Here is a 26,355-nt window from a genome sequence, read left to right on the forward strand (position 1 = left end):
GTTTCATCTCTCTAAAACTGAAGGAGGATAATCAATGAAGAAACATTTTCTTTTAGTTCACGGGGCATGGCAGGGGGCTTGGGCATGGGAACCTGTGGTTAATATCCTCAAGAATAAAGGCTATCACGCGAGCGTCTTAGATTTACCCGGTAGTGGGAACGATCGTACGCCAGCGGAAGATGTCACGCTCGAAAGTTATGCTAATGCCATCATCTCAAAGGCCAATCAAATAGCCGGTTCGCAATACGATTTAGTGTTGGTTGGCCACAGCATGGGCGGAGCGGCGGTCACGTCTGCCGCTTCTTTGGCGCCTGATCTTTTCGCCAAAATAATTTATGTTTGCGCATTTCTACCTCAACCTGGCGAGTCAGTGGCTTCTCTGGGGGAGGAAAGTGACAAACTGGGGACTGTGGGGCCGCAAGCTGAAGTTATTCCTGACCAATTCGTTGCTAAGCTCTACCCTGATAAAATTGCAGGGACATTCTTTAATGACTGCGATGTGGATAAGTATCGCGCGCTATTACCGCTTTTTCGCCCGCAGCCTATCAAGCCTATTCTTGCCCCAGCATCTTGGTCTGAAGGTTTTAGCCATATTCCCAAGGCCTACATTCGTTGCAATCAAGACAAAGCAATCTCCCCGCAGTTACAGGCGTTAATGGCTCAACGCGCCGGTATTACTTCATACCATCAGCTCGATAGCGGACATGAGCCTTTTGTCTCCGTTCCCGCCAAACTCGCAGCGTTGTTGGTGACGTTAGCCAAGTCGTAGGCACCGCGAAAGTCACGCCAACAGAAAGGTTGGCGCGAGCATGAGTCTAGAACACGTTTTTTTCCCAATAAAAAAGGCGCGCTCCGTGTGGAGTACGCCCTTTTAAACAACAATTTAACTGACTAGTATCAGTTCATGCCGTATTTTTTCAATTTCTTACGCAGCGTACCACGGTTGATACCCATCATCAGGGCAGCACGGGTTTGGTTGCCACGGGTGTATTGCATCACCATGTCCAACAATGGCTGTTCAACTTCAGCCAGTACCAACTCATACAGGTCACTAACGTCTTGACCATTCAGTTGAGCAAAATAGTTCTTCAGTGCTTGTTTTACCGAGTCACGCAACGGTTTTTGAGTCACTTGATCTTGTGAGTTTACGGTTGCAACGGTCAGTACGTCAGAATTTACGCGTTGTTCGAACATAGTTCTGTCAGCTCTTTTTTCTGTTTAGGCAAGATTTTCGAAATATGCTTCCAACGCCTCCAGCTGTTCGCTGGCATCCTCAATGGCGTTGAATGTGCGCCGAAACTGGTCGTTAGGGGCGTGCTCTTGGAGATACCAAGAGACGTGCTTACGTGCAATACGAAATCCCTTGCCTGGACCATAAAAGTCGTGCAATTCCCGTATATGCCCGTTTAACAAGCGCTGCACTTCGCCAAGTGGCATCGGTGGCAGCAACTCCCCAGTGTCCAGATAATGCTGGATTTCCCGGAAGATCCAAGGTCTTCCCTGAGCGGCACGTCCTATCATCAGAGCATCAGCTCCAGTGTAGTCAAGCACCGCTCTGGCTTTATGCGGGTCAGTGATGTCACCATTCGCGATAACGGGAATGGAAACAGTCTGCTTAACTGCCCGAATGCTGTCGTATTCCGCTTCACCGTTAAACAGGCAAGAACGGGTTCGGCCATGAATCGTCAGGGCTTGTATACCACAATTTTCGGCCAATTGGGCAATTTCTATACAGTTACGGTGTTCTGGCGACCAACCGGTTCGGATCTTCAGCGTGACCGGCACATCTACCGCATTAACCACTGCGGAGAGGATCTGTTTGACCAGATCGGGATGCTGCAATAACGCAGATCCTGCCAGCTTCCGGTTCACTTTCTTGGCTGGACATCCCATATTAATGTCGATGATTTGTGCACCACTCGCCACGTTAATTTTGGCGGCTGCTGCCATCTCATCTGGGTCGTTACCGGCAATTTGCACGGTACGAATGCCAGGCTCATCACTATGAACCATGCGCAAACGCGACTTATCTGTCCGCCATACCTCAGGATTCGAGGAGAGCATTTCAGATACAGCCATCCCAGCTCCCATGCCATGACATAGCGCTCTGAAAGGGCGGTCTGTTATACCGGCCATCGGGGCGGCAATCAGGCAATTTGTAAGCTGGAAGTGTCCAATACGCATAGACAAAGAATGACCACACTGTGTCCGTAAGGGCGCGTATATTACGCATTTTTACGCTCAGATGAAAGGCCAAACTTTAACCAATTGATGAAAAAAAAGCAGTAATTTGCGCCTCAATCTTGGCTAATTAATTATTTATTCATATATAACATGATGTTAAATCGAATTGGCTAATTTGTGCTCTTTAGTGTTTTCGACTAAACAACATCATTATTGACCAGCTAAACATCATAACTGAGGTTGAAAATGCTGATTTATTCATCAAATCAACGATAAAGCACAGAATTAAGTGTGCCGAGCATCTCATTTTTACTGAAAATTATGTACGACAGAGGGCATGGAAGTACTGACTCGAACGGACAGAGCATCCCCTACGTTTTTATCATTACAAAGGTAGGGGATACTCGTTATGCCTCGGTTAGTGAGTCTTGCGAACACCGGTGATACGACACCACTCTTCTTTCTCGGCGACGGGATCGAGAATGAATTTATCTGCGTAAGCTTCGGCGACACCTGCGGCCTGCGTTGCCAGTACGCCTGACAGGCCAAGGTGGCCGCCAGCAACCGGTAATACACTGATCAAGGGTGCCAGTTCTCGCAGCGGGCCAGCCAAAATATTAGCGACCACCACATCAGCGGATAAATCAGCGGGTTGGTCTTTGGCCAGATAGAGCGCCAAGCGCTCTGAAACGCCGTTACGCTGCGCGTTATCGCGGCTGGCCTGAATAGCCTGCGGATCGATATCAATGCCGATAGCGTGCGCGGCACCGAGTTTTAATGCCGCAATGGCTAAGATGCCTGAGCCGCAACCGAAGTCGATAACCGTCTTGCCTGCCAGATCGAGGCCATCAAGCCATTGCAGGCACAAGGCCGTCGTTGGGTGAGTCCCGGTCCCAAAGGCCAAGCCAGGGTCTAACATGACGTTAACGGCAGTTGGATCGGGCACATCACGCCAGCTCGGGCAGATCCACAGACGTTCGCCAAAACGCATCGGATGGAAGTTATCCATCCATTCACGTTCCCAATCTTTATCTTCCAGTTGCTCAATTTTATGGATAAAGCCTTTACCGAGCTGTGGGTGGTATTCCAGCATGGCGACGACTTCGGCCATATCGGTTTCAGCATCGAACAGGCCAATCACATCGGTATCGCCCCACAGACGCGTTTCACCCGGCAATGGTTCAAAGACAGGATTATCGTGAGTATCCTGAAACGTGACAGACACTGCGCCACTTTCAACCAGCGCATCGCCGAGGGATTCGGCCTGATTACCGCTAGTGTTTAACTTCAATTGGATCCAAGGCATCGCGTTCTCTTCCAAAACCGATCCTTCACTTGCGCTGCCGGATCGGTTTTTCTCAATAAGGTTTCGATAAATATTCTGCTTTCGATAAACCATTAGTTTCGGAAAGCAAAAAGATATTCGGTCAATATCGCGATCACTCGCGATTTATTCAGTGCTGGCGATGACGGGTTGGCGTGCTCGCGCGCGATCGCCAAACTGATTACCGATGTAAAACGCCAGCAAATTGAGCACTAGCGAAGGCACTATCGGGTGCAGGCCGGCTATTTTAATGTCGAAGCTGGCCAATAGGGTATAGCATACCGCACCAACAATCATTGAGCTAAGGGCGCCGTGAGCATTGGCGCGCTCCCAGTACAACCCTAATACCAATGGCCAGAGGAATACCGCCTCCAAGCCACCAAAGGCCAGTAGGTTTAGCCAGATAATCATCTCTGGTGGACGCCAAGCGGCAAGCAGCAGTAATAGCCCGAGGATCAGTGTCGACATACTGGAAATTCGTGTCAGTTTACGCTCATTCTTCAGCTCTTCCGGCCGTAAATTGAGGTACAAATCCTTCACGATGGTGGCTGAGGATTGTAGCAACTGGGCATTGATCGTCGACATTATTGCCGCCATCGGTGCCGCCAAAAAGATCCCCGCGGCAAAAGGCGGTAGTACCGTGATCATCAATGTTGGGATCACTTGGTCTGGGATCTTGAGATCCGGCAGGATTGCCCGGCCAAGCGCACCCGCCAGATGCATCCCGAACATCAAGACTGCCACCACAATGGTGCCGAGGATAATGCCGCGATGCACGGCTTTGCTATCACGATACGAAATGCATCGGACAGCGGTATGAGGTAAACCAATGACCCCGAAACAGACTAAGATCCAGAATGAGGCCATAAAGGGCAGGTCGAGGATCTTATCGCCGCCTTGCGGAGAAACCAGTGCCGGATCGATATGTTGCAGCGTGTCGACGGCTTTATGCAATCCACCTGCGGCATGAACCACCGCGACCAACAGCAGAATGGTGCCAATCAACATCACCATCCCTTGCAGGGCGTCGTTCAGTACACTGGCGCGGAAACCGCCAAAAGAGGTATACAGCGCAATACTGATACCGAAAATCAGCAAACCAGCATCGTAGGGAATGCCAGCCGCGGTTTCCAGCAAACGTGCACCACCAATAAATTGCACCGTCATGGCCCCGATAAACGCAACGAGCAGGCTGAGACTAGCCAGCCATACCAGCAGACGACTTTGGTAACGGGCAAACAGCATATCGTTGAGGGTGACGGCATTATAACGGCGCGCCAAAATGGCAAATTTCTTCCCTAATACCCCCAACGACAGCCACACGGCAGGGAGTTGGATCATTGCCAGTAAGACCCAACCGAGACCATATTTGTAGGCAGCGCCCGGCCCACCAATGAATGAGCTGGCACTGATATAGGTGGCCGTTAGGGTCATGGCCAGCACGAATCCCCCCATCGAGCGGTTGCCGATGAAGTATTCGTTGAGAAAATTCCCGGTTTGGCGGCGGGTATAAGCATAAATCGATAAGCCGAAGACCATCGCCAAGTAGCCGACTAGCGGCAGGATGACATCAGTTTGCATTATCATCCTCCAGCGAAATATCGCGGAATATCATGCGTACCATTAACCAACACAACCCAATAAACAGCAGCGGTAATGCAATACACGCCGCTTCAAACCAAGCCGGCAAACCCGTCATTCCAGGGATATTGCCCGGTAAGTAAGCCGTAATTATCCAACCAAGCAGGTAAGCGACGGTTAGGCCAAAGGCCCAGCGTGCTTCTTTGTTTGCTTGTGTGAATCTTGTGTCCATGTTTGTCTCCAATACCCTGTGTATTTGGCGCTACAGCGTTGTTAGCTGCGCTCACACACCCGAATCACTGACTTGAGTCAACTCATCGGGATGTGCTCGCTTGCTGCCTAGCTGTAACACCAACTACTTTGGGTAAATTTTGTGTATTTGGCGCTACAGCGTTGTTAGCTGCGCTCACACACCCGAATCACTGACTTGAGTCAGCTCATCGGGATGCGATCACCCACCCTCCGCAGATTTGCCATCCGAATTAAGTCATCGGATTTCATTCATATACTGCAGGGGCGTTGTGCCAACAATTTAGTACGGACCAGATATAAAACGAAGCCGTGAAAGTGCAAAAAGAAAAAGGCCGATGATTAACCGGCCCTGATATAAAAGACGAAATTTTTTTGGATGAAAATCAGGTTTCTTGCAACCCGAGCTTCTTCTCCAGATAGTGGATATTGGTGCCACCGTGCTGGAAGTTTTCGTCATTCATAATGCGTTGCTGCAACTCAACGTTGGTTTTGATGCCATCGATGATGAGTTCTGCCAGCGCATTTTTCATGCGAGCAATCGCCACATCACGGTTTTCACCGTAAGTGATCAGCTTGCCGATCATGGAGTCATAATATGGCGGCACGGTATAACCGGCGTAAATATGAGACTCCCAACGCACACCAAAACCGCCTGGCGCATGGAAACGGGTAATTTTACCCGGACTTGGCAGGAAAGTATTTGGATCTTCGGCGTTAATGCGGCATTCGACAGCATGGCCTTTCACTTTCACTTCATCTTGTTTGATGGAGAGAGGTTGGCCTGCAGCAATACGTAGCTGTTCTTTGATCAAATCGACACCGGTGATCATTTCGGTAACCGGGTGTTCAACCTGAATACGGGTGTTCATTTCGATGAAATAGAACTCGCCGTTTTCATACAGGAACTCAAACGTCCCCGCACCACGATAGCCGATTTCCACGCAGGCTTTTGCACAGCGTTCACCGATATGACGGCGCATCTCGCTAGTGATACCTGGTGCTGGTGCTTCTTCGACCACTTTCTGGTGACGGCGCTGCATAGAACAGTCACGCTCAGCCAGATAGATGGCGTTACCTTGACCATCAGCCAAAACCTGAATTTCGATATGGCGTGGGTTCTCAAGGTATTTCTCCATGTAAACCATGTCGTTATTGAAAGCCGCTTTGGCTTCCGCACGGGTCATGTTAATGGATTGCTCGAGATCTTTATCGTGGCGAACAACACGCATACCACGACCACCACCACCACCAGATGCCTTGATAATGACCGGATAACCGATACGCTTAGCAAAGGCTTTGTTTTGGGTTGTGTCGTCGGTCAATGGGCCGTCAGAACCGGGTACGCAAGGGACACCCGCTTTCTTCATCGCATTGATCGCGGAAACTTTATCACCCATCAGGCGAATAGTTTCGGCACGAGGCCCGATAAAGATGAAACCTGAACGTTCTACCTGTTCGGCAAAATCAGCATTTTCAGACAGGAAACCATAGCCGGGGTGAATAGCCACCGCGCCGGTGATCTCCGCAGCAGAAATAATGGCTGGGATGTTCAGATAGCTTTTAACAGAAGGCGCGGGACCAATACAGACAGTCTCGTCAGCCAATAACACATGTTTTAGATCACGGTCCGCGACAGAGTGAACTGCAACAGTTTTGATCCCCAGCTCTTTACAAGCTCGCAGGATACGCAGCGCAATCTCACCACGGTTAGCGATTACGATTTTATCAAGCATGGAACGCCTCGTTACTCGATGACGACAAGAGGCTCGTCGAATTCAACCGGTTGACCGTTTTCAACCAGGATGGCTTTTACAGTACCGGATTTATCTGCTTCGATTTGGTTCATCATTTTCATCGCTTCAACGATGCAAAGAGTGTCACCAGCAGAAACTTTCTGACCTACTTCAATGAAGGCTTTAGCATCTGGGCTCGGGGTACGGTAGAAAGTACCGACCATTGGTGAGCGCACGATATGACCACTAATAGCCGTTGGTGCAGCAGCTTCAGCAGCAGGTGCTGGCGCAACAGCAGCAGCCAGAGCAGGTTGCTGTGGAGCAGCAAATGCGTAGGGCTGTTGCATCATTGGGTAGTTTGGTGCGGCGGTAGCACGACTGATACGTACTGACTCTTCGCCTTCTGAGATTTCCAGCTCTGAAATACCGGACTCTTCAACCAGTTCGATCAGTTTCTTAATCTTACGAATATCCATGAGTGTGATTCCGTACTCTTTTTGTGTGGCAATTAGTGGGACTTTGACAAGCGATTTACCGCTGCCTGTAAAGCAAAGTTATAGCCATCGGCACCAAGTCCGCAGATTACGCCAACCGCGATATCTGAAAGATATGAATGATGACGGAAAGGCTCTCTGGCGTGCACGTTAGACAAGTGAATCTCGATAAACGGGATCGCTACGCTAAGTAGTGCATCGCGCAGTGCTACGCTGGTGTGCGTAAACGCTGCCGGGTTGAACAGGATAAAATCGATATTACCCTGTGCTTGGTGAATGCTCTCGATCAGCACATGTTCTGCATTTGACTGCACATGGGAAAGTTCAACATCCATTTTCTGAGCTTGAGTCTCTAACTGGCTAACAATCTCGCCCAACGTGGTCGATCCGTACTTTTCCGGTTCGCGCGTTCCAAGTAGATTCAAGTTAGGGCCATTCAGAAGCAAAATGTGAAACTTATCCGACATTATGCTGGTATCTCCGGCAATTAGTACTTCATCGTAAAGAATGAGTACATCATCGTAAAAAATAACCTGATGTCACCGATTTGTCACCTTTTTACGATAATTTTGACGCTGTGATCGGTACTAAGGTCGGGCATTATAATGATATCGTAGCAATTAGCAGCTAAATACTGGTCTTATCAGCGAAGATATTCAATAGAAAAAAATCTGAACTGTGCATTCACTCGCCAATTTGTCTCCAATTTTAGCGGTACCATTGGCGAAACTTTTTATAACGCAGCGCCAGTAATATTGCCGCGACCACCGCGTAAAGAATAGGGAGGGGTGACAACGTTTTGACCGACCAAAGATAATGAATTGGCGCAAGAATGGCGACAACATACACCAAATTATGCAACTTTTGCCAGTTAGGTCCCATTTTTCGTTGCGCCCACAAGGTGGAGGTGGCCGCCAGCGATAAGAGTAATAGCCAACTGATAATACCCAGTGTCAGATAGGGGCGAGTCACCAGTTCACGGCCCAGCAGACTAATATTGCTGAGCCCCAGTTCCAGTACGGAATAGCTCACCAAATGCAGTGTTCCCCAAGTAAAGCACCATAGGCCCAGTAGGCGACGACAGCGGATCAACAGCGGTTGTTTGCCGTAGCGTGCTAGTGGCGTCACCACCAATGTTGCCAATAATAATTTAAGGGTCATCCGCCCAGTAAAATGTTGAATATCTTTGGCCGGGTCAGCACTGAACCAGCCTTGATCCACCGATAAAACCAGCCACAGAAAAGGCAGGGCTGCGGCCAGCCAGATCGCCACCTTTAGCCACTTAATGTGTTGTAAACTCAGCCGCATTAGAAGTTTTTCCTCAGATCTAGCCCTCGGTAGAGTGAAGCGACTTGATCAGCGTAGCCATTAAATAGAAGTGTCGGCTGGCGCTGCACATCCAATATGCCGCCAGAACCAATAAAACGCTCGGTGGCTTGTGACCAGCGAGGATGGTCAACATTGGGGTTCACATTGGCATAAAACCCATATTCATTGGGGGCGCTCAGATTCCATGTTGTCGGTGGCATTTCACTAGTCAGGCGAATTTGCACAATGGATTTTATCCCTTTAAAACCATATTTCCACGGTGTGATAAGCCGGACTGGCGCGCCATTTTGCGGGGGTAAAGTCTTACCATAGACACCCAACGTCATAAAGGCCAATGGGTGCATCGCCTCATCCAGCCGCAGCCCCTCGACATAGGGGTATTTCAGGCCACCGCCAATAAAACGGTCTTCCTGCCCAGGCATTTGATCCGGTGCATAGAGTGTCTGGAACGCGACATAACGTGCATTACTGGTCGGTTCAACCAGCTTTAACAGTTTCCCCAATTCAAATCCAATCCACGGTACCACCATTGACCAAGCTTCTACGCACCGCATGCGATAGATACGTTCTTCTAGCGGGAAGCGCTTCATCAAATCATCCATATCCAGTGTCATAGGCTTTGCCACTTCACCGTCAATTTTGATTTGCCAGCCCTCTGTTTTCAGCGTTCCTGCATTGGCAGCAGGATCGGCTTTATCGAGACCAAATTCATAGAAATTATTGTATCCAGTCACTTTATCTTCTGGTGTCATCGCCAAATCAGGGTGATACGCGGCGGATTGGGTAAACGTCAAAGGTTTGCCTGGAGGGGGTTTGGGGCGGTCATTACCTTTAAACCAAGCCAACAAATCAGCTTGTGCTGAGGCGGGTAATGCTAAGGCGGCAGCCGTAATGCCTAGCGCCTGCAATACCTTACGGCGTTGGTAAAAGATACTCTCGGGCGTGACGTCCGCTTCCGTTAGTGTGCGCTTTGTATTATTGGCTTGGAGAACAGTATTTTTGAGATGAGGTGAAACGTTGCGCATAGCATTACTCCATCAAACAGAAGCATCATATTGACCATAGTGATATTAATCATGGCGGCTTATGAACATAAGTGCGAGGGAGTGAGGAGAAATTTGAAAATAATTACAATAGTAAGGAAATACTGGGGGCTTAACCCCCAGCAGAATTGACACGACAACGCGAGGTACTGAGTGGTGTGCGTCGTCGTCAGCCTAAAATATTAATTAGCGTACTTTAACTAACGTTCGGCCAGTCACTTCATTTTCCAGTAAACGTGCCGCGATGGCCGGAGCATCCGCCAGTGTGATGGACTGTGACGCTTGCTGATAGAAGCTTTCAGGTAAGATTTTCAGCAGCCGCTGCCAAGCTTGTTGACGGCGTGATTGTGGTGTCATCACCGAGTCCACCCCTTGCAAGCGTACATTTCGCAGAATAAATGGCATCACGGTCGTCGGTAGAGTGTAACCGCCTGCCAACCCACAGGCCGCAACGGTACTGTTGTAATTCATCTGTGCCAGTATCTTCGCGAGTAATTTATCACCGACGGTATCAATGGCCCCTGCCCACAACTGTTTTTCCAGTGGACGTGACGCATCGAGGTAGTCATTGCGTGATAGCACCCGATGTGCGCCCAAGTTTTTCAGATATTCGCTGTTACTATCGCGGCCAGAAATCGCGGCGATTTGATAGCCCAGCGCAGCAAGCAAGGCTATCGCCGTGCTGCCGACGCCACCACTTGCCCCTGACACCACGATTTCACCGCGTTCAGGAGTGACACCACCTTCTTCCAACGCCATGACACATAACATGGCTGTAAAGCCAGCAGTACCGATAATCATGGCTTTACGTGGTTCCAGCCCTTCAGGCATGGGGACCAGCCAATCGCCATTGACTCGCGCTTGTTCAGCCAAACCACCCCAATGGTTTTCGCCCACGCCCCAGCCCGTCAGCAATACCGATTGGCCGACATGAAAACGAGGGTCTTCGCTGCTGTGAACTGTGCCAGCGAAATCAATACCGGGCACCATGGGGAACTCACGAATGATTTTCCCTTTGCCTGTAATGGCCAAGGCATCTTTATAATTCAGGCTGGACCAATTGACATCGACCGTGACATTACCGGCAGGCAACTGTGAAGGGGATATTTCACGCACTTCTGCGGTGGTACGGCCATCAATTTGATCAAGAACAAGCGCTCGCATGTCGCACTCCAGAAAACAGAAAAAGATGAGTTAAGAGTGAGCCAATATAACGGCAACATCAACTAACGAGTCTGATCAAGGACAAAAATGACGCCATTGATTTTGACTAAGGCTATTCTTGAAAGAAGAATCCCTGAATTTCAGGGAAAAGGACCAAGTTATTGGGCTATTGTCGCATTGTGAAGTAAAAAACCGGTGTTACGTGCTGTTTTTGTCATATAGTATTTTCGTCAAAGGAACTGCGTTTTTACTTCAAGTGCGCTTCGCAAGGCTAAGGGATGAGATTTACAACCAAACTTTCTGCATTTATGACCCTGCTGGTCGTCTTGGCAATGTGTTTAGTGCTGTTGGGTAGCACTGCAAGCTTCTTCTATCTGTGTCAGAAAAAGTTGGAGCACCGTCTCCAGAGCATTGCGACGGCCTATGATCAGTCACTATTGCAATATCCGCCAGACAAAGAACGTGAATGGCTACCCATCTTGATGCGCACGATCGATGTCGTAGAAGTCAGTATTCGTAATGAAACCAGCACGTTGTACAGTCTTAAACTGCCTGCCGTCTATACACCTTGGAATCATAAGAGCCAGCACCGTACATTGGTCGTCCCTATGCTGCATCAACCGGGGGCGTCAATGCATTTTACCTATGTTGATCCCTTAAATAGCTATACCCGCTCTCTCTATGCGATGGCAATTTTATCACTGGCAGCGATGGTGATTGCACTGACATTATTGTTGAGTTTCCGTTGGTTGCGTGAACAAACTGCCGGTCAAGAGAAACTAGAACGACGGGCAAAGCGCATTTTGAGCGGCGAACGTGAAAATGCCATTCGCAGCGAAGGCCATGAATGGCCACCTTGTGCCAGTCGTGCGATGGACCATTTATTGGCGGAATTGGCCGAGGTAAGAGCTGAGCGTAATCGGGTCGATATCTTGATTCGTACTTTTGCGGCGCAGGATGCTAAAACCGGTTTCAGCAATCGGCAGTTCTTTGATAACCAATTAACAACGCACTTAGAAGAATCAGGTGCGCACGGGGTTGTGATGATGATACAGCTCCCTGATTTTGACCGTTTGAATGAAACCGGTGACCATCAGTTGGTACAAGAGTTAATGCATTCACTGATCAATCTGTTTTCGACCTTTATGACCCGCCATCCCACCGCGCTATTGGCCCGTTATCATCAAAATGAGGTCGCCATTTTACTGCCGCATAAAACCCTAAAATATGCCGATGTGATGGCGGCACAATTGCTCCATGCTGTTGGGACATTACCCAAGCCTCATGTTATTGACCGTGAATCATTGCTGCATATTGGGATTGTGGCGTATCGCAGTGGCGAGACCGTTGAGCAAATTATGGATAACGCCGCGCAAGCAACCAGAAATGCAGCGATGAGTGGCGGAAACGGTTGGTATGTCTTTGACACTAACGTGGCAGAAAAAGGGCGTGGTAGTGTCAAATGGCGCACTTTATTAGAGCAAACGCTGGCAAACGGTGGCCCAAGGCTCTATCAGCGGCCAGTGATTACCGTGGACGGCAATCTTCATCATCGTGAAGTAATTAGCCGCATATTTGATGGCAAGCAAGAGTTACTGGCGGCTGAATTTATGCCCTTAGTACAACTGTTTGGTTTAGCTGAGCGCTATGACCGTCAAAAAATTGATCGGATAATTCCTTTATTATCTTTATGGCCGGACGAAACTCTGGCATTTTCTATCTGCGTTGATTCATTATTGCAGCGTCCTTTCCAGCGTTGGCTGCGGGATACGCTGTTGCAATGTAAAAAATCGGATAGAACGCGAATTATCTTTGAACTTGCAGAGGCAGATGTGTGTCAACATATCGACCAAATCCGTCCGATGATTCGTTTATTGCTCGGGCTAGGCTGCAAAGTCATGGTATCGCAGGCTGGATTAACCGTTGTCAGCACGTCTTACATCAAGTCGCTGCGGATCAAGATGATCAAGCTTCATCCTGGATTAGTCAGAAACATTAATTTACGTTATGAGAATCAGTTGTTTGTTGAAAGTTTGACCGGTGCCTGCGCAGGAACGCATACAAAAGTTTTTGCCGCTGAAGTGCTTACCCGCGAAGAATGGCAAACACTGAAAGAGAAAGGTATTTACGGTGGACAGGGCAATTTTTTTGCTTCACCAGCGCCTTTAAATCCCGAAAAGAAAAAATATTCGTATTAGGCCGTGTTTAGCCTGATCGTTGAGCAAAAATTAACGTAGAATGTGTCGGCCATTTCCGTAAATCGTTGGTGGGTGCTTACTTCCAGCGAGTATCAGGTTAAATGTTAGATTATATGTGCTGTGTTACGCCGGTCGTTGCGCAGAATCCGTGTTGTGCCAAGGTTTTATTCAACCTTTTCAAACGATATGGGTTCTGAGTGGAACGATATGCCATTAACGCAGCTACTTTTTCACCGAATCGGGACGTTTTTGCGCCTTGTCGCTGGTTCGTGTGGTTGGTAAAGTAGGCGGATTTTATTTTCCGCCCCCAGCTTGCAGGATTATCCTTTCGTTATGTTTAAGAAATTTCGTGGCATGTTTTCCAACGACTTGTCCATCGACTTGGGTACCGCCAATACCCTTATTTATGTTAAAGGACAAGGCATTGTACTGAATGAACCTTCAGTGGTTGCTATTCGCCAGGATCGTGCCGGTTCACCGAAAAGCGTCGCGGCTGTGGGTCATGAAGCCAAACAGATGCTAGGACGCACCCCCGGTAATATCGCTGCTATTCGTCCAATGAAAGATGGCGTTATCGCCGACTTCTTTGTCACCGAAAAGATGCTGCAACACTTTATTAAGCAAGTTCATAGCAACAGCTTTATGCGCCCGAGTCCGCGCGTATTGGTGTGCGTCCCTGTTGGGGCCACTCAGGTTGAGCGCCGTGCTATCCGTGAATCTGCTCAGGGCGCTGGCGCTCGTGAAGTGTTCCTGATTGAAGAACCGATGGCCGCGGCGATTGGTGCAGGTTTGCCTGTTTCTGAAGCGACCGGTTCAATGGTGGTGGATATCGGTGGCGGGACCACAGAAGTGGCCGTTATCTCTCTGAACGGCGTGGTTTACTCCTCTTCAGTTCGTATCGGTGGTGACCGCTTTGATGAAGCCATCATTAATTATGTGCGCCGTAACTATGGCTCATTAATTGGTGAAGCCACTGCCGAACGTATCAAACACAGCATCGGTTCTGCTTATCCAGGTGATGAAGTCCTGGAAATTGAAGTTCGTGGCCGTAACCTTGCTGAAGGTGTACCTCGTGGCTTTACCCTGAACTCCAATGAGATCCTCGAAGCACTGCAAGAGCCGTTGACCGGCATTGTTAGCGCGGTCATGGTTGCGCTGGAACAATGTCCGCCAGAACTGGCCTCTGATATCTCAGAGCGCGGTATGGTGTTGACCGGCGGCGGTGCTTTGCTGCGTAATCTGGATCGCCTGCTGATGGAAGAAACCGGTATCCCAGTGGTGGTGGCAGAAGATCCATTGACCTGCGTTGCTCGCGGTGGTGGTAAAGCGTTGGAAATGATCGACATGCATGGCGGCGATTTGTTCAGCGAAGAATAGTCAGCCAGAAGGAGAACGCCAGATCGAATGAACTGATATCCAAGGAAAGGGGATAGGTTTAGGTTTGGCGCTTCTTCCTCATGTCGTCGAGGAATACGCATAATTTATGAAGCCGATTTTTAGCCGGGGTCCATCCCTGCAACTGCGGTTGTTCTTTGCCGTTCTTGCAGCCATTATTTTGGTTATCGCTGATAGCCGATTAGGTACGTTTGTAAAAGTGCGCACCTATATGGACACTGCAGTTAGCCCTTTCTATTTTCTGGCCAACGGGCCACGAAAAGTTCTCGACAATGTTTCTGAAACGCTGGCGACTCGTGAACAGCTTGAGCTGGAAAATCGTGCATTGCGCCAAGAGTTGTTATTAAAAAATACTGACCTACAGCTACTCGGGCAATTTAAGCAGGAAAATAACCGCTTACGTGAATTGCTGGGTTCTCCGCTGCGTCAAGACGAACAAAAAATGGTCACGCAGGTGATGTCCAGCGGGACCGATCCCTACAGCGATCAAGTTGTTATCGATAAAGGTTCTAATAATGGCGTTTACGAAGGCCAGCCGGTTATCAGTGATCGGGGTGTCGTAGGCCAAGTCGTTGCGGTGAGTAAATTAACCAGCCGCGTATTATTGATTTGCGATGCCTCTCATGCTCTACCGATACAGGTGCTTCGCAATGATATTCGAGTGATTGCCGCAGGGAGTGGTTGCACTGATGACTTATTATTGGAACACCTGCCAAGCAATACAGATATTCGCGTCGGTGATGTGTTAGTCACGTCAGGCCTCGGTGGCCGCTTCCCTGAAGGCTACCCTGTTGCGGTGGTGTCTTCGGTCAAAGTGGATAATCAGCGGGCTTATACTGTGATTCAAGCGCGTCCGACCGCTGACCTACAACGCTTACGTTACCTGCTGTTGCTGTGGGGCGCTGATCGTAATGGCGATATACCCTTGCCGCCAAACGAAGTCCGCCGCGTGGCAAATGAACGTCTGGCTCCGATGATGTCGCAAGTGTTGCCTGCTGCAGATGAAATGGGGCCGCCAGCACCGCCTACGACTGGGGCACCTTCTGCTGCAGCACCGACGACTGCGCCAAACGCAATCACTGCGCCAGGAGTCTCACCATGAACCGTTACAGCAGCAATGGACGTTGGGTCATCTGGTTATCTTTCCTGATTGCCATGGTGCTGCAAATTATGCCGTGGCCTGAGCAAATCTACATGTTCCGGCCTTCTTGGGTCGCGTTAGTTTTAATTTATTGGGTGATGGCCCTGCCGCATCGAGTCAACGTTGGCACCGGTTTTATTCTTGGGCTGATTATGGACCTGATTCTGGGTTCAACACTCGGAGTGCGAGCGCTGGCACTGAGTATCATTGCTTATTTGGTCGCGTTTAAATTCCAGCTATTTCGCAATATGGCGTTGTGGCAGCAAGCACTTATCGTGATGCTGCTTTCGCTCACCATGGATGTTGTGGTGTTTTGGTCTGAGTTTTTAGTCATTAATGTCTCATTCCGCCCTGAAGTCTTCTGGAGTAGTGTCGTTAACGGCATTCTTTGGCCTTGGCTGTTTCTATTAATGCGTAAAATTCGCCGCCAATTTGCGGTGCAATAAGGATCTAAGACTCATGACCGCCCTGTATCTTGCATCTGGTTCTCCGCGTCGCCGTGAATTATTAGCCCTGCTAGATGTCCCGTTTGAGGTACTGAAAACAGAGGTTGAAGAGCAACGTCAACAAGAAGAAAGCGCGCAAGAGTACGTTTTGCGACTCGCGCAAGATAAAGCACGAGCAGGGGTGATGGTCGCGCCGCAGGATCTGCCAGTATTAGGGGCTGATACCATTGTGGTGCTCAATGGGCAAGTTTTAGAGAAACCTCGGGATGCAGAGCATGCCCAGCAAATATTGAGTGCATTATCTGGGCAACAACATCAGGTGATCACGGCGGTATCGCTGGCTGACCGGCAAGATGTGTTATCTGTCATGGTCGTGACAGATGTGACATTCCGTGTGTTATCTCCGTTGGAAATCAGTAAGTATATTGCTACCGGTGAACCCATGGACAAAGCGGGCGCTTACGGTATTCAGGGGAAAGGTGGTTGCTTCGTCAGGTCCATAACGGGCAGTTATCATGCTGTTGTCGGCCTGCCGCTGGTAGAAACCCATGAACTACTGAGTCATTTCATTGCGCTACGTAATGTGAGAGGAATACATGACAGCTGAATTACTGGTCAATATTACCCCGTCTGAAACGCGGGTTGCCTATATTGATGGTGGCATCCTGCAAGAAATACATATTGAGCGTGAAGCTAAACGAGGGATCGTTGGCAATATTTATAAAGGTCGAGTGAGCCGAGTATTACCGGGCATGCAAGCGGCCTTTGTTGATATCGGTCTCGAAAAGGCCGCCTTCCTGCATGCTTCCGATATCATGCCCCACACCGAATGCGTGGCTGGGGATGAGCAAAAAAACTTCAATGTCCGCGATATCGCTGAACTGGTTCGTCAGGGCCAAGATTTAATGGTGCAGGTGGTGAAAGACCCTCTTGGCACCAAAGGCGCACGTTTAACCACGGATATCACTCTGCCATCACGTTATTTGGTGTTGATGCCAGGGGCTGCGCATGTTGGCGTTTCCCAGCGCATTGAAAGTGAAGTCGAACGTGAACGGTTGAAGAAAATCGTGGCTGCCTATTGCGACGAACAAGGTGGCTTTATTATTCGTACCGCCGCTGAAGGCATCGGCGACGAAGAACTTTCCGCGGATGCTGCTTTCCTCAAACGCCTGTGGACGAAAGTCCAAGAGCGTAAAAAGCGCAATATCACTAAATATAAACTGTATGGCGAAATGGCACTGGCGCAGCGCGTACTGCGTGATTTTGCTGGTGCAGCGCTGGATAAAATCCGCGTTGACTCTAAACTGACCTATGATTTTCTGGTGGAATTTACCAGCGAATATATTCCGGAAATGACCGAAAAGCTGGAATTGTACGCCGGTAAGCAACCGATTTTTGACCTCTATGATGTCGAAAACGAAATTCAGCGATCACTAGAGCGTAAAGTTGAATTAAAATCAGGTGGTTACCTGATTATTGACCAGACCGAAGCCATGACCACCGTGGATATCAACACCGGTGCGTTTGTCGGTCACCGCAATCTCGACGAAACTATTTTCAATACCAATATTGAAGCCACTCAGGCTATCGCGCGCCAACTGCGGATGCGTAATCTGGGGGGGATTATCATTATTGATTTCATTGATATGGTTAATGAAGAACATCGCCGGCGTGTATTGCACTCGCTGGAACAAGCGCTGAGTAAAGATCGAGTAAAAACCAGTATTAATGGTTTCTCTCAGCTAGGCTTAGTCGAAATGACACGTAAGCGTACGCGGGAGAGCATTGAGCACGTACTGTGCAATGAATGCCCTAACTGCCGTGGGCGTGGCACAGTTAAGTCGGTAGAAACGGTGTGCTACGAAATTCTGCGTGAAATCGTCCGTGTTCACCATGCTTATGATTCTGATCGCTTCTTGGTCTATGCTTCTCCTGCTGTAGGGGAAGCGCTGAAAGGTGAGGAATCCCATGCGCTGGCTGAGGTCGAAATCTTTGTCGGCAAGCAGGTCAAAGTTCAGATTGAACCACTGTATAACCAAGAGCAGTTTGACGTGGTGATGATGTAAAATCTCCCAGCCGACATGGGATGGGAGCTATTAAGATCTGCTGTAACCTTTGCAGCCGATGGTAAGGAGAGATGTGTGAGGCGACTGCCCAGGATTTTGTTAGCGACAGGCGCCACAATAATTGTTGTGGTGGCGCTGTTGGTCAGTGGGCTACGGATGATGCTGCCTCTCATCAACGATTATCGTCCGCAAATCGTGGCCAAAGTCCAGTCCATCAGCGGGATCCCACTGGAAGTGGGGTTCATGCAGGGGACGTGGGAAACTTTTGGTCCGACGCTGGAATTACGCGATATTCGCGCTAAATTACCGTCTGCCGATTGGCAGGTGCAACGGGTGACGCTTGCGCTTGATGTGTGGCAATCGTTGCTCCATTGGCGCTGGCAGTTCCGCGATATGACGTTCTATCAGTTGCAGTTGGACTTGAACACCACACTGGATCGGCAGCAAAGTAACAGCCGCAATCTTGAAGCCAGCCAGATTACCGATATCTTCCTGCGCCAGTTGGACCATTTTGACTTGCGTAATAGCCGCATCTCATTTCTGACACCCTCTGGCCCACGCGCCGAACTAGAAATCCCACAACTGACTTGGCTGAATTCTTTCAATCGACACCGTGCGGAAGGGCAAATTAGCCTTTCGACCATTAATGGTCAGCATGGCGCCGTGATGGTTCGTATCGACCTGCATGATAATCAGGGTATTTTAGATACAGGCACCGTTTATATGCAGGCCGATAATATTGATGTTAAGCCGTGGATCAGCCGCTGGTTGCATAACAATACGGGCTTGAATAGCGCTGAGTTCAGTCTGGCCGCTTGGCTGAGTATCAAAAGTGGCGAAGTCTACAGCGGTAATGTTTTGCTCAGTGAAGGGCACGCGGATTGGACGGTCAATGACAAAACCCATCAACTTGCCGTCGATAATTTTGTGCTCGAAGGCCGTCGTCAGGGTAATGGTTGGCAAATTGATGCGCCCCAACTGAGTCTTAAAACCGATGGGCTACCTTGGCCGAAAGGCCACCTTTCTGCGCTGTGGCTCCCTGAGAACACTCAATTCATTGGACCAGACCAAACCCAAGAATTACGTATTCGTGCCACTAATATCCAGTTGGAACGTGTGGGGCCACTCTTACCCACGTTGTCACTGTTTACGCCTGAATTAATGAATCGATGGACGGATTTACGTCCACAAGGCATCGTCGATGCGCTGGCTCTGGACATCCCGATTAGCCAGCCAGAAAAAACGCGTTTTCAGGCTAAATGGCACGATATGAGCTGGCAGCACTGGGAGGTGCTGCCGGGCGTGAATAATTTCAGTGGTACATTGGCCGGTTCAGCCAAGCAAGGGCAGATGAATGTCAGCCTTAATGACAGCACCTTACCCTATGGCGATATGTTCCGCGCACCACTAGAAGTGAGTCAGGCCAGTGGCGCATTGAACTGGCAAGTCGATGATAAAGGATGGGAGCTGTGGAGTGACCAACTGGATGTCAGGGCCAAATCACTGTGGGGTAACGGCAGTTTCCGCTATCAGCAGCCGGACAAAGGGCAGCCTTGGCTTAGCATTCTAACGGGTATCCGTCTGTATGACGCCACCGATGCTTGGCGTTACTTCCCTGAACCCCTTATGGGCAAGAAGCTGGTGGAATATTTGACTGAGGCGTTACAAGGTGGGCAAGTCGATAATGCTACGCTGGTCTATAATGGCAACCCTCATGATTTTCCTTATAAACATAAAGAAGGCCAGTTCCAAGTTTATGTCCCGCTACGTGACGCGACTTTCCAGTTCCAACCGGATTGGCCTGCGTTAGAGAATTTAGCCATCGATCTGAATTTCCTCAATGAAGGTTTGTGGATGGATGCCCCTCATGCGATGTTGGGTAATGTCACGGGTCGCAATATCAGTGCCATCATTCCTGATTACCTGAAAGAAAAGCTGTATGTCGATGCTGAGGTAGTGGGCGAAGGTCGCGATGTTCATGACTACTTTACCCAAACACCCTTGAATGATTCGGTGGCTGAAACCTTAGATGAGTTGCAGGTAGGTGGTAAAGTTAGTGGGCGCTTACACCTAGATATTCCACTGCAAGAAGACCGCATCACCCATGCTAATGGCGAAGTGACGCTGAATAATAACAGCTTGCTGGTGAAACCACTGAAAAGCCAACTGGAGAATATCAGTGGTAAATTCCGCTTCAATGATGGCAATCTCGATAGCGATGCCTTATCCGCTAACTGGTTTGGTCAGCCGTTAACCGTTGATTTTACGACGGAAGAGCAGCCAAAAAACTTTTTAGTGAATGTTGGACTGCACGGCGATTGGCTACCGGCTAAATTGCCGGGTGTGCCAGACAACGTGGCTAAATTACTCAATGGCAGTGCGAATTGGGAAGGCAAAGTTGTCGTGCAATTACCCAAAAAAGGCAAGCCAGACTACAAAGTCGATGTAACGGCTGACCTAAAGAAAGTGAGCAGTCACTTACCGTCACCGCTGGATAAAACCAGTGGTAAGGCATTGCCTATTCATGTGCAAGCTATTGGCGGATTAGATTCATTTATGCTGTCAGGTAGTGCGGGCGGCAACAACCACTTTAATAGCCAGTGGTTACTGCAAAAAGATCAAGTCGAATTGGCGAGTGCGATTTGGCAAAACAGTAGCCAAAAGACAGATAGCCCAAAAACAGACAGCAAAAAAGTCCCACCGTTGCCGGAGGAGAAAGGCCTGGTACTGAAATTACCGCCACTGGACGGTGAGCGCTGGCTAGCCTTGATGGCACCTGAGTTGTCCACGGGAAGTGCGCCTTTTACCTCGTCGGCACCGCCTAAAATAAAAGGTAGCGATTCTAGTGTCATCTTCCCGCAACGGTTGACCTTAGAGACGCCGCAACTATTGGTAGGAGGGCAGGCCTGGCATCAACTGACGTTGCTGGTCGAGCCGCTGCTAGCAGGCACTAAAGTGACCGCAAATGGCGAGGAAGTTAGGGGGAGCTTGATGATGGACGACCGTGGTCCTTGGCATGCGGACGTTGATTACCTTTATTACAATCCGCAATGGGCAGCCAACGAGGCGAAAGACCCGTTTGCGCAAGCGGCGGCGCCAGCAAGCACTGACAAAATTTCATTCCGCCATTGGCCAGCACTGCAACTACGCTGTAAAGCGTGCTGGATTCTTGGGCAGAACATTGGGCGAATTAATGCCGATCTGACGCCGAAAGATGACATTTTGGCGCTGACGAATGGCCTGATTGAAGCGGGCAACGGGCGAGCGAAAATAAGTGGGCAATGGCAACAAGACGCTGCGGGTGACAAGACCTCATTAAATGTCGCGCTGACAGGGGCTAAAATCGATGAAACCCTCTCGTTCTTTGGCCTGACAACGCCAATAAGAGATGCCTCATTTGATATCAGTGCCGACGTAAACTGGCGTGGCGTACCCTGGCAACCGCAGATTAATACCCTGAACGGGACGATTAAGAGTAGATTGGGTCGAGGGGTGTTGACAGATCTTGGTGGCGGGCGTGCGGGGCAACTCCTGCGGCTGGTCAGCTTCGACGCACTATTACGTAAGCTCCAGCTCGATTTTAGTGATACGTTTAGTCGTGACTTCGCCTTTGATTCGATTCGCGGCACGGCCAATATCAAAAATGGCGTCATGCATACCAATGATTTAGTGGTTGATGGCTTAGCCGCCGATATTGCCATGAGTGGCAATGTGGATTTGGCTAAACGGAAAATAGCCATGGAGGCGGTGATCACTCCCGAGATTTCGGCCACCGTCGGTGTTGCGACCGCCTTTGCGATCAACCCAGTAGTCGGTGCGGCAGTATTTGCTGCCTCGAAAATTTTAGGGCCACTTTGGAGTAAGGTTTCGCTGATTCGTTACCAAATCACCGGTAGTTTGGATCAGCCGAACATCCATGAAGTATTACGCCAGCTAAAGGAGAGTAAGGCGCCATGAAAAATGCCAATGTTGCATTATTGCAGTTATGCAGCGGTGAAAATACCCGTGACAATCTGGCTCAAATTGAGCAGCAGATCAAACAGTTAAATTCTGGTATTAAGCTGGTTCTGACGCCGGAAAATGCATTATTGTTCGCCAATTCGGCCTCATATCGCCATCATGCAGAGCGCCACAATGACGGGCCGTTACAGCAAGAGATCCGCGAGATGGCTCGCCGTTATGGCGTTTGGATTCAAGTCGGTTCAATGCCGATGATAAGCCGTGAGTCGCCGGACCTTATTACGACCAGCAGCTTGTTGTTTGATGACCAAGGTGAGTTAAAAGCACGCTACGACAAAATTCATATGTTTGATGTAGATATTAACGATATTCATGGCCGTTATCGTGAGTCGGATACCTATCAAGCAGGACAAGAAGTCACCGTGGTCGATACCCCCGTAGGCCGCCTAGGCATGACCATTTGTTATGACTTACGTTTCCCTGGCTTATTCCAAGCCTTACGGGCGCAAGGTGCCGAGATTATTACCGTGCCAGCCGCTTTTACTAAAATGACCGGTGAAGCCCACTGGGAAATATTGCTGCGTGCGCGGGCGATTGAGAACCAATGCGTAATCTTGGCCGCTGCGCAAGTCGGGCGGCACGGTGCGACTCGCCGGACATGGGGCCATACAATGGCAGTCGATGCTTGGGGTAAAATACTCGGGCAGAACCCAGATGCAGTCGCTGCATTGAAAGTCAAAATTGAAACCACAGGTTTGAAAACGATTCGTAGCCAAATGCCGGTATTGCAGCACAATCGCTTTTTAGCGCCACAGGTGCCGTCATTGCATGAGCTTTCAGCTAAATTAAAACCATCATCTAAATAAAGAGTAAAAACTATGAGCCTCTCGTTTGTCAGTGAGCAGTTACTCGCTGCTAACAAGCTGAACCATCAGGACTTGTTCTCAGTGTTGGGGCAATTGGCCGAACGCCGCCTCGATTATGCTGACTTGTATTTCCAGTCCAGCTACCACGAGGCATGGGTGTTGGAAGACAGCATCATTAAAGATGGCTCTTACAATATTGATCAGGGCGTCGGTGTGCGAGCGGTCAGCGGTGAAAAAACGGGTTTTGCTTACGCAGACCAAATCACCCTGAATGCCTTGCAGCAAAGTGCTCATGCCGCGCGCAGTATTGTCCGTGAGTCAGGCAATGGCAAAGTTCATACTTTGGGTGAAATAGCGCATTCAGCGTTGTACCCGTTGCTAGACCCACTGCAAAGTTTGTCGCGGGAAGACAAAATCGCGCTGTTGCATCGTGTCGATAAAGTCGCTCGCGCCGCTGATAAGCGAGTGCAGGAAGTCAGCGCTAGCCTGACCGGCGTTTATGAGCAGGTTCTGGTTGCCGCCACTGATGGCACATTGGCCGCCGATGTACGCCCACTCGTGCGCTTGTCCGTCAGTGTGTTGGTGGAAGACAACGGTAAACGCGAGCGTGGTGCTAGTGGTGGTGGTGGCCGTTTCGGTTATGACTACTTCTTAGAAACGGTTGATGGCGAAGTGCGAGCGGATAACTTTGCCAATGAAGCCGTGAGAATGGCGTTGGTTAACCTTTCAGCCATCGCGGCCCCTGCGGGTGCGATGCCAGTGGTACTAGGCGCAGGCTGGCCGGGCGTGTTGCTACACGAAGCCGTCGGGCATGGCTTGGAGGGCGACTTCAACCGCCGTGGTAGTTCAGTGTTCAGCGGACAGATGGGCCAGTTGGTCGCCTCTGAACTGTGTACGGTGGTCGATGATGGCACCCTACAAGGCCGCCGTGGTTCGCTGGCTATCGATGATGAAGGTGTGCCAGGTCAGTACAATGTCCTGATCGAGAACGGCATTTTGAAAGGCTATATGCAAGATAAGCTCAATGCGCGTCTGATGGGCGTATCGCCAACAGGCAATGGCCGCCGTGAATCTTATGCGCATTTGCCGATGCCGCGCATGACCAACACTTATATGCTGGCGGGTAAATCAACACCTGAAGAGATCATCGCCAGTGTGGAGTACGGCCTTTACGCACCGAACTTTGGCGGCGGTCAGGTGGATATCACCTCCGGCAAATTTGTGTTCTCAACCTCTGAAGCCTATTTGATCGAAAAAGGCCAAATCACCCGTGCGGTGAAAGGGGCGACGTTGATTGGCTCGGGTATTGAGGCGATGCAGCAGATCTCTATGGTCGGCAATGACTTAGCGCTGGATAAAGGCGTCGGCGTTTGCGGCAAAGAGGGCCAAAGTTTACCTGTCGGTGTCGGTCAACCAACGCTGAAACTGGATAATCTGACTGTCGGTGGTACTGCGTAAGGCGAGTTTATTGATAACGGAAACTGCAATAACCGCGCAGTTTCCGTTTTATTGATTATTTCGACAGCAGGTGTTTGTTTTGCTGATAAACATCGTTTAGTCGCTCTGCAATTAATTTTCGTGTCTCTGCTCTAATATCTAAATGCATCGCTGTATCATGCCAATTATGGATAGCACTGACTATTTTCTCCATTGCTGCCCGCGCGTGCGCATAATTCTCAAAATTTGCCTGCGCTGCCAACTGTTGGATGGCCTTCAATGGCGGGTTTTTGCCGTATCCAGCAAATGAGGTGCTGTGCTCCCCATAGGGTGTTGGGCTGAATGTCACATCGTAAAAGGGGGCAATTTTCCATTCACCATTATCTTGTTGCAGGAATGCCCAGTTTTTACTGTGATCATCCTGATTAAGTGAGAATAGGTTAAATATGGCGCGGGTAAACTGTTTTTGGCCTGCAACAGGTGACTTACACAGGATTTGGCTGGCTTTTATTATCGTTTCATAATCAACAGCAGGCGTTCGGAAATCTACATCAAGCATACCGGCAAGACTATGAAAGTGATAGCGGCCCTGATGAGGTGAGCAGTCAAAACGCCGTAGTGCTAGCCAAGCAATCGCAGACGATTTTTCAGGCGGCGTAATCAGTTGCCATTGAGGCACATCGATACCTGCTTGTGCAGCCATTGATAGATATGCGGCTTCGCATAGCCCCTCTTCATGACCGAGATCCAGTGAGGCGGAGGTGAATTTTACCAGCCATGGCTCCAGATCCGGTTTTGCAATCGTACTCGCTAAGGTAGCGTTATCGCGCTGAAGGTAGATTTGAGCCTTGGGTCTGGCCCCGCCCGAACTTCCGGCATTGGCTAATTGTGCTAACACTGTCTCTGTTTGGCCGTCATATAACAGTTGTGCCTCTTCTCCCAGCATTGCCACATCAATCCAATTGCTATTGTCCTGAGTCGCATAATCAGAAGTAGGGCTATATTCTAAAGCCCCCATACCTCGATTGCCGATATAGGCCAATCTGTCCATTGCAGTGAGTTGATGCGGCAAAATTCCATGCTGACGAAATACTCGGTTCATCAGCAATGTTCCCCAGCCATCAGGTAGTGAATCTGCAAATACGCCATGTAAACCCTGATGAGGTTCGCGAGGAGCTTGATGTAGATCGCCGTCAAAGGGCAGATTGAACGGTGATAACGTCGGGTAATTTAATAAATAATCAGGATCGTATTGGAAATATACGCCTTGAGAGTTTTGCGCTAAAACCCCGGCCAGAACTCGCTTGTTGTTGCTTAAACGACGGAAAATATCCAGTTTTTGAATCGGCACAAATTGCGTCATGAGTTAAGTACCTCATCAATAGTGCGGGGTGATCTTTTTTCAGCATGGGTGAGTGTAGCCAGTCCTTCCAGCGAGTCGACACATTGCCATAGTAAGATAAATTGGCGTAATGATATCTGGCTGGTCGTTTCAAATTTTTTGATTGTTGTGGTGGGTACTGTGCTGCGTTCAGCCAGCGCTTGGCGGGACCATTTCCGCTGCTTTCGTTTTTTTCTAACGGCATCGGCAAGTTGTTGTTGGACATCAAATGCAGACAGCAAAGTTAGGTTTTTCATTTTTTTCTCTTTTAACGAAAGGATACAATAATATCCCAAAATACCTATTTTTGATATTAATGGATATTATTATATCCTTTTTGTTGATTTTCCTGTGTTGCCTG

At 49.4% G+C, this 26,355-nt stretch carries 23 protein-coding genes; 10 read left to right on the forward strand and 13 right to left on the reverse strand.

Translation table 11 applies throughout. The features are described 5' to 3' along the window. Positions 1–34 precede the first annotated feature (34 nt). Entirely contained in the window at positions 35–769 is a 735-nt protein-coding gene (locus tag BN68_RS16970) for an alpha/beta fold hydrolase (protein WP_019212367.1), read from the forward strand. Between the two features lie 128 nt (positions 770–897). On the opposite strand, the gene fis is transcribed toward BN68_RS16970, so the two are convergent. The 11 genes from fis to acuI form a co-directional block, all read right to left on the reverse strand. Continuing rightward, a complete protein-coding gene (gene fis, locus BN68_RS16975; RefSeq protein ID WP_002210061.1) occupies positions 898–1,194 on the reverse strand; it encodes a DNA-binding transcriptional regulator Fis in 297 nt (98 codons plus the stop codon). Between the two features lie 24 nt (positions 1,195–1,218). Beyond that, positions 1,219–2,184, reverse strand: coding sequence for a tRNA dihydrouridine synthase DusB (gene dusB / locus BN68_RS16980; RefSeq protein WP_019212368.1), 966 nt, complete (start codon positions 2,182–2,184; stop codon positions 1,219–1,221). A 418-nt stretch (positions 2,185–2,602) separates the two neighbouring features. Then, entirely contained in the window at positions 2,603–3,490 is an 888-nt protein-coding gene (gene prmA / locus BN68_RS16985; RefSeq protein WP_019212369.1) for a 50S ribosomal protein L11 methyltransferase, read from the reverse strand. Positions 3,491–3,634: 144 nt separating this feature from the next. Further along, positions 3,635–5,089, reverse strand: coding sequence for a sodium/pantothenate symporter (gene panF / locus BN68_RS16990; RefSeq protein WP_019212370.1), 1,455 nt, complete (start codon positions 5,087–5,089; stop codon positions 3,635–3,637). Next, positions 5,079–5,321, reverse strand: coding sequence for a YhdT family protein (locus tag BN68_RS16995; RefSeq protein WP_019212371.1), 243 nt, complete (start codon positions 5,319–5,321; stop codon positions 5,079–5,081). Before BN68_RS16995 ends, panF begins: the two co-directional genes overlap by 11 nt. Before the next feature lie 403 nt (positions 5,322–5,724). Further along, positions 5,725–7,074, reverse strand: a complete 1,350-nt coding sequence (gene accC / locus BN68_RS17000; protein WP_019212372.1) for an acetyl-CoA carboxylase biotin carboxylase subunit — start codon at positions 7,072–7,074, stop codon at positions 5,725–5,727. Positions 7,075–7,085: 11 nt separating this feature from the next. Beyond that, the gene (gene accB, locus BN68_RS17005; RefSeq protein ID WP_019212373.1) at positions 7,086–7,550 is read right to left on the reverse strand and encodes an acetyl-CoA carboxylase biotin carboxyl carrier protein; all 465 of its coding nucleotides are present in this window, start codon (positions 7,548–7,550) and stop codon (positions 7,086–7,088) included. Positions 7,551–7,582: 32 nt separating this feature from the next. Continuing rightward, complete coding sequence (gene aroQ, locus BN68_RS17010; RefSeq protein WP_019212374.1) at positions 7,583–8,035, reverse strand: type II 3-dehydroquinate dehydratase; 453 nt, start codon at positions 8,033–8,035, stop codon at positions 7,583–7,585. A gap of 241 nt (positions 8,036–8,276) precedes the next feature. Next, positions 8,277–8,876 (reverse strand): protein-methionine-sulfoxide reductase heme-binding subunit MsrQ, encoded by a 600-nt coding sequence (gene msrQ / locus BN68_RS17015; RefSeq protein WP_019212375.1) that lies wholly within the window; start codon positions 8,874–8,876, stop codon positions 8,277–8,279. Then, a complete protein-coding gene (gene msrP / locus BN68_RS17020) occupies positions 8,876–9,922 on the reverse strand; it encodes a protein-methionine-sulfoxide reductase catalytic subunit MsrP (RefSeq protein WP_019212376.1) in 1,047 nt (348 codons plus the stop codon). The genes msrQ and msrP overlap by 1 nt, the downstream gene beginning before the upstream one ends. Positions 9,923–10,126: 204 nt before the next feature. After that, positions 10,127–11,104, reverse strand: a complete 978-nt coding sequence (gene acuI / locus BN68_RS17025) for an acrylyl-CoA reductase (NADPH) (RefSeq protein ID WP_019212377.1) — start codon at positions 11,102–11,104, stop codon at positions 10,127–10,129. A 278-nt stretch (positions 11,105–11,382) separates the two neighbouring features. On the opposite strand from acuI, the gene csrD reads away from it, so the two are divergent. The 9 genes from csrD (at position 11,383) to tldD (ending at position 24,634) form a co-directional block, all read left to right on the forward strand. Further along, a complete protein-coding gene (gene csrD, locus BN68_RS17030) occupies positions 11,383–13,302 on the forward strand; it encodes an RNase E specificity factor CsrD (protein ID WP_019212378.1) in 1,920 nt (639 codons plus the stop codon). A gap of 333 nt (positions 13,303–13,635) precedes the next feature. Beyond that, positions 13,636–14,679: a rod shape-determining protein MreB gene (gene mreB, locus BN68_RS17035; protein WP_004875762.1), complete on the forward strand. Its 1,044-nt coding sequence runs from the start codon at positions 13,636–13,638 to the stop codon at positions 14,677–14,679. A 106-nt stretch (positions 14,680–14,785) separates the two neighbouring features. Continuing rightward, complete coding sequence (mreC, locus tag BN68_RS17040) at positions 14,786–15,799, forward strand: rod shape-determining protein MreC (protein ID WP_019212379.1); 1,014 nt, start codon at positions 14,786–14,788, stop codon at positions 15,797–15,799. After that, positions 15,796–16,284, forward strand: coding sequence for a rod shape-determining protein MreD (mreD, locus tag BN68_RS17045; RefSeq protein WP_019212380.1), 489 nt, complete (start codon positions 15,796–15,798; stop codon positions 16,282–16,284). The genes mreC and mreD overlap by 4 nt, the downstream gene beginning before the upstream one ends. A 13-nt stretch (positions 16,285–16,297) precedes the next feature. Further along, positions 16,298–16,891 (forward strand): Maf family protein, encoded by a 594-nt coding sequence (locus BN68_RS17050; RefSeq protein WP_019212381.1) that lies wholly within the window; start codon positions 16,298–16,300, stop codon positions 16,889–16,891. Next, positions 16,881–18,350 (forward strand): ribonuclease G, encoded by a 1,470-nt coding sequence (rng, locus tag BN68_RS17055; RefSeq protein WP_019212382.1) that lies wholly within the window; start codon positions 16,881–16,883, stop codon positions 18,348–18,350. The genes BN68_RS17050 and rng overlap by 11 nt, the downstream gene beginning before the upstream one ends. 75 nt (positions 18,351–18,425) lie before the next feature. Further along, positions 18,426–22,307 (forward strand): AsmA2 domain-containing protein YhdP, encoded by a 3,882-nt coding sequence (gene yhdP, locus BN68_RS17060; RefSeq protein ID WP_042806920.1) that lies wholly within the window; start codon positions 18,426–18,428, stop codon positions 22,305–22,307. Beyond that, positions 22,304–23,176 (forward strand): deaminated glutathione amidase, encoded by an 873-nt coding sequence (gene nit1 / locus BN68_RS17065; protein WP_019212384.1) that lies wholly within the window; start codon positions 22,304–22,306, stop codon positions 23,174–23,176. The genes yhdP and nit1 overlap by 4 nt, the downstream gene beginning before the upstream one ends. Before the next feature lie 12 nt (positions 23,177–23,188). Continuing rightward, on the forward strand, positions 23,189–24,634 hold the full coding sequence (gene tldD / locus BN68_RS17070; RefSeq protein ID WP_019212385.1) for a metalloprotease TldD: 1,446 nt from the start codon (positions 23,189–23,191) through the stop codon (positions 24,632–24,634). Positions 24,635–24,689: 55 nt separating this feature from the next. Here the strand turns inward: tldD and BN68_RS17075 are convergent, their stop codons facing one another. Both BN68_RS17075 and BN68_RS17080 read right to left on the reverse strand, forming a co-directional pair. Further along, positions 24,690–25,976: a type II toxin-antitoxin system HipA family toxin gene (locus BN68_RS17075; RefSeq protein WP_019212386.1), complete on the reverse strand. Its 1,287-nt coding sequence runs from the start codon at positions 25,974–25,976 to the stop codon at positions 24,690–24,692. After that, positions 25,973–26,251 (reverse strand): helix-turn-helix domain-containing protein, encoded by a 279-nt coding sequence (locus BN68_RS17080; RefSeq protein WP_019212387.1) that lies wholly within the window; start codon positions 26,249–26,251, stop codon positions 25,973–25,975. The genes BN68_RS17075 and BN68_RS17080 overlap by 4 nt, the downstream gene beginning before the upstream one ends. Positions 26,252–26,355 lie beyond the last annotated feature (104 nt).

Source organism: Yersinia massiliensis CCUG 53443 (assembly GCF_000312485.1).
Classification (GTDB): Bacteria; Pseudomonadota; Gammaproteobacteria; order Enterobacterales; family Enterobacteriaceae; genus Yersinia; species Yersinia massiliensis.

Bases quoted from the DNA above. Each gene is read 5' to 3' on its own strand.
- BN68_RS16970 (WP_019212367.1), top strand. From the start codon at position 35: ATGAAGAAACATTTTCTTTTAGTTCACGGGGCATGGCAGGGGGCTTGG.
- fis (WP_002210061.1), bottom strand. From the start codon at position 1,194: ATGTTCGAACAACGCGTAAATTCTGACGTACTGACCGTTGCAACCGTA.
- dusB (WP_019212368.1), bottom strand. From the start codon at position 2,184: ATGCGTATTGGACACTTCCAGCTTACAAATTGCCTGATTGCCGCCCCG.
- prmA (WP_019212369.1), bottom strand. From the start codon at position 3,490: ATGCCTTGGATCCAATTGAAGTTAAACACTAGCGGTAATCAGGCCGAA.
- panF (WP_019212370.1), bottom strand. From the start codon at position 5,089: ATGCAAACTGATGTCATCCTGCCGCTAGTCGGCTACTTGGCGATGGTC.
- BN68_RS16995 (WP_019212371.1), bottom strand. From the start codon at position 5,321: ATGGACACAAGATTCACACAAGCAAACAAAGAAGCACGCTGGGCCTTT.
- accC (WP_019212372.1), bottom strand. From the start codon at position 7,074: ATGCTTGATAAAATCGTAATCGCTAACCGTGGTGAGATTGCGCTGCGT.
- accB (WP_019212373.1), bottom strand. From the start codon at position 7,550: ATGGATATTCGTAAGATTAAGAAACTGATCGAACTGGTTGAAGAGTCC.
- aroQ (WP_019212374.1), bottom strand. From the start codon at position 8,035: ATGTCGGATAAGTTTCACATTTTGCTTCTGAATGGCCCTAACTTGAAT.
- msrQ (WP_019212375.1), bottom strand. From the start codon at position 8,876: ATGCGGCTGAGTTTACAACACATTAAGTGGCTAAAGGTGGCGATCTGG.
- msrP (WP_019212376.1), bottom strand. From the start codon at position 9,922: ATGCGCAACGTTTCACCTCATCTCAAAAATACTGTTCTCCAAGCCAAT.
- acuI (WP_019212377.1), bottom strand. From the start codon at position 11,104: ATGCGAGCGCTTGTTCTTGATCAAATTGATGGCCGTACCACCGCAGAA.
- csrD (WP_019212378.1), top strand. From the start codon at position 11,383: ATGAGATTTACAACCAAACTTTCTGCATTTATGACCCTGCTGGTCGTC.
- mreB (WP_004875762.1), top strand. From the start codon at position 13,636: ATGTTTAAGAAATTTCGTGGCATGTTTTCCAACGACTTGTCCATCGAC.
- mreC (WP_019212379.1), top strand. From the start codon at position 14,786: ATGAAGCCGATTTTTAGCCGGGGTCCATCCCTGCAACTGCGGTTGTTC.
- mreD (WP_019212380.1), top strand. From the start codon at position 15,796: ATGAACCGTTACAGCAGCAATGGACGTTGGGTCATCTGGTTATCTTTC.
- BN68_RS17050 (WP_019212381.1), top strand. From the start codon at position 16,298: ATGACCGCCCTGTATCTTGCATCTGGTTCTCCGCGTCGCCGTGAATTA.
- rng (WP_019212382.1), top strand. From the start codon at position 16,881: ATGACAGCTGAATTACTGGTCAATATTACCCCGTCTGAAACGCGGGTT.
- nit1 (WP_019212384.1), top strand. From the start codon at position 22,304: ATGAAAAATGCCAATGTTGCATTATTGCAGTTATGCAGCGGTGAAAAT.
- tldD (WP_019212385.1), top strand. From the start codon at position 23,189: ATGAGCCTCTCGTTTGTCAGTGAGCAGTTACTCGCTGCTAACAAGCTG.
- BN68_RS17075 (WP_019212386.1), bottom strand. From the start codon at position 25,976: ATGACGCAATTTGTGCCGATTCAAAAACTGGATATTTTCCGTCGTTTA.
- BN68_RS17080 (WP_019212387.1), bottom strand. From the start codon at position 26,251: ATGAAAAACCTAACTTTGCTGTCTGCATTTGATGTCCAACAACAACTT.